Here is a 1974-nt window from a genome sequence, read left to right as displayed (position 1 = left end):
GGGGGGGGGGGGCGCCCCCCCCACCGGCCCCTCCGGTCCGTCCGTGTCCACCAGACCGCACAAGGAGACAACCGGCGATGAGCCACTACAAGTCGCACCTCAGGGACGTGGAGTTCAACCTCTTCGAGGTGCTCGGCCGCGCGGACGCGTACGGCCGCGGCGCATTCGCGGGCACCACGCCCGAAACCGCCCGCGACCTCCTCGGCGAGGTGGAGCGCCTGGCCGTCAGCGAGCTCGCGGACCCGGCCGTCGAGGCGGACCGCACCCCGCCCGCGTACGACCCCGACACCCGTACGGTGACGCTGCCGGAGTCCTTCAAGAAGGCGTACGCCCGCTGGACGGACTCGGGCTGGCACACGATCGACCTGCCCGAGTCGCTCGGCGGGGCGGGGGTGCCGCCGTCGCTGCGGTGGGCCGTCGCCGAGCTGGTCCTCGGCGCCAATCCGGCGCTGTACATGTACCAGTCGATCGCGGGCTTCGCGAAGATGCTCGACCGCCTCGGCACGCGGGAGCAGCGCGGTCTGGCCCGGCTGCTCGTCGAGCGCGCGTGGGGCGCGACGATGGTCCTCACCGAGCCGGAGGCGGGCAGCGACGTGGGCGCCTGCCGGACCAGGGCCGTGCGGCAGGCGGACGGCAGCTGGCACATCGAGGGCGTGAAGCGGTTCATCACCTCGGGCGAGCACGATCTGAGCGAGAACATCCTGCACTTCGTCCTCGCCCGGCCCGAGGGCCACGGCCCCGGCACCAAGGGCCTCTCCCTCTTCCTGGTGCCGAAGTACCACGTGACCGACTGGGAGAGCGGTGAACTCGGCGCCCGCAACGGCGTGTTCGCCACCGCGCTCGAGGACAAGATGGGCTTGAAGGCGTCCGCCACCTGCGAGCTCACCTTCGGCGCCGAGAGCCCGGCGGTCGGGGTGCTGCTCGGCGAGCGGCACGACGGCATCCGGCAGATGTTCCACATCATCGAACAGGCCCGGATGATCATCGGCACCAAGTCGATGGCGACGCTCTCCACCGGCTATCTCAACGCCCTGGAGTACGCCAAGGTCCGCACCCAGGGCGCCGATCTGGCCTCCCTCGCGGACAAGTCGGCTCCCCGGGTGCCCATCCTGCGCCACCCCGACGTGCGCCGCTCGCTGCTCCTGCAGAAGGCGTACGCGGAGGGGCTGCGCGCCCTGGTCCTGCACACGGCCACCGTGCAGGACCGGATCGCCGAGGCGGAGGCGGCGGGCACCCGCGACGACGGGGCGCACGCCCTCAACGACCTGCTCCTGCCCATCGTCAAGGGCTACGGCTCCGAGAAGGCCTGCGAGCAGTTGGGGCACGCCCTGCAGACCGTCGGCGGCGCGGGGTACACACAGGACTTCCCGCTGGAGCAGTACATCCGCGACACCCGGATCGACACGCTGTACGAGGGCACCACCGCGATCCAGGGCATGGACTTCTTCTTCCGCAAGATCGCCAGGGATCAGGGCGGTGCGCTCGCCGCCCTGATCGCCGAGGTGGAGAAGACCGCGGCGGACGCACCGGCGAGCGGCGAACTCGCCGACGCGCACGCGCTGCTGAGCCGGTCCGCGGCCCATCTCCAGGCGATGGCGACGGGTCTCGGCGCCCATCTCCTCACGTCTCTGGATGACCCGGCGGCCATCTATCAGGTGGGGCGCGGTACGACGCGGCTGCTGATGGCGGCGGGTGACGTCCTGGTGTCCTGGCTGCTGCTGCGGCAGGCGGGGGTGGCGGTACGGCGCCTCGCGGATCCCGAGGCCGGGGCGCGGCGGGCCCAACGCTCCTTCTACCAGGGGAAGGTGGCGACGGCGGTGTTCTTCGCCCAGGAGGTGCTCCCGCTGGTCGCGGCCCAGCGGCAGATCGCCGACCGCGAGGACGGCGTCCTGATGTCGCTGGACGACGACGCCTGGTAGGTGGTGCGGCGCCAGGAAGCGCACGCGGAACGCGCCGGGCCGGCTGGAGTTCTCC

The 1974-nt window shown here is 72.1% G+C and carries 1 protein-coding gene; it reads left to right on the top strand.

Translation table 11 applies throughout. From position 1 onward, the window contains the following. Nucleotides 1–77 precede the first annotated feature (77 nt). Complete coding sequence (locus tag ACFUPX_RS44095; protein WP_383335401.1) at nucleotides 78–1919, top strand: acyl-CoA dehydrogenase; 1842 nt, start codon at nucleotides 78–80, stop codon at nucleotides 1917–1919. Nucleotides 1920–1974: the final 55 nt, after the last annotated feature.

It is taken from the genome of Streptomyces sp. NPDC057302, from assembly GCF_042667685.1.
Taxonomy (GTDB): Bacteria; Actinomycetota; Actinomycetes; order Streptomycetales; family Streptomycetaceae; genus Streptomyces.
The sequence above is the reverse complement of the archived record's forward strand: the minus strand, read 5'-3'. Positions and strand labels throughout refer to the sequence as shown.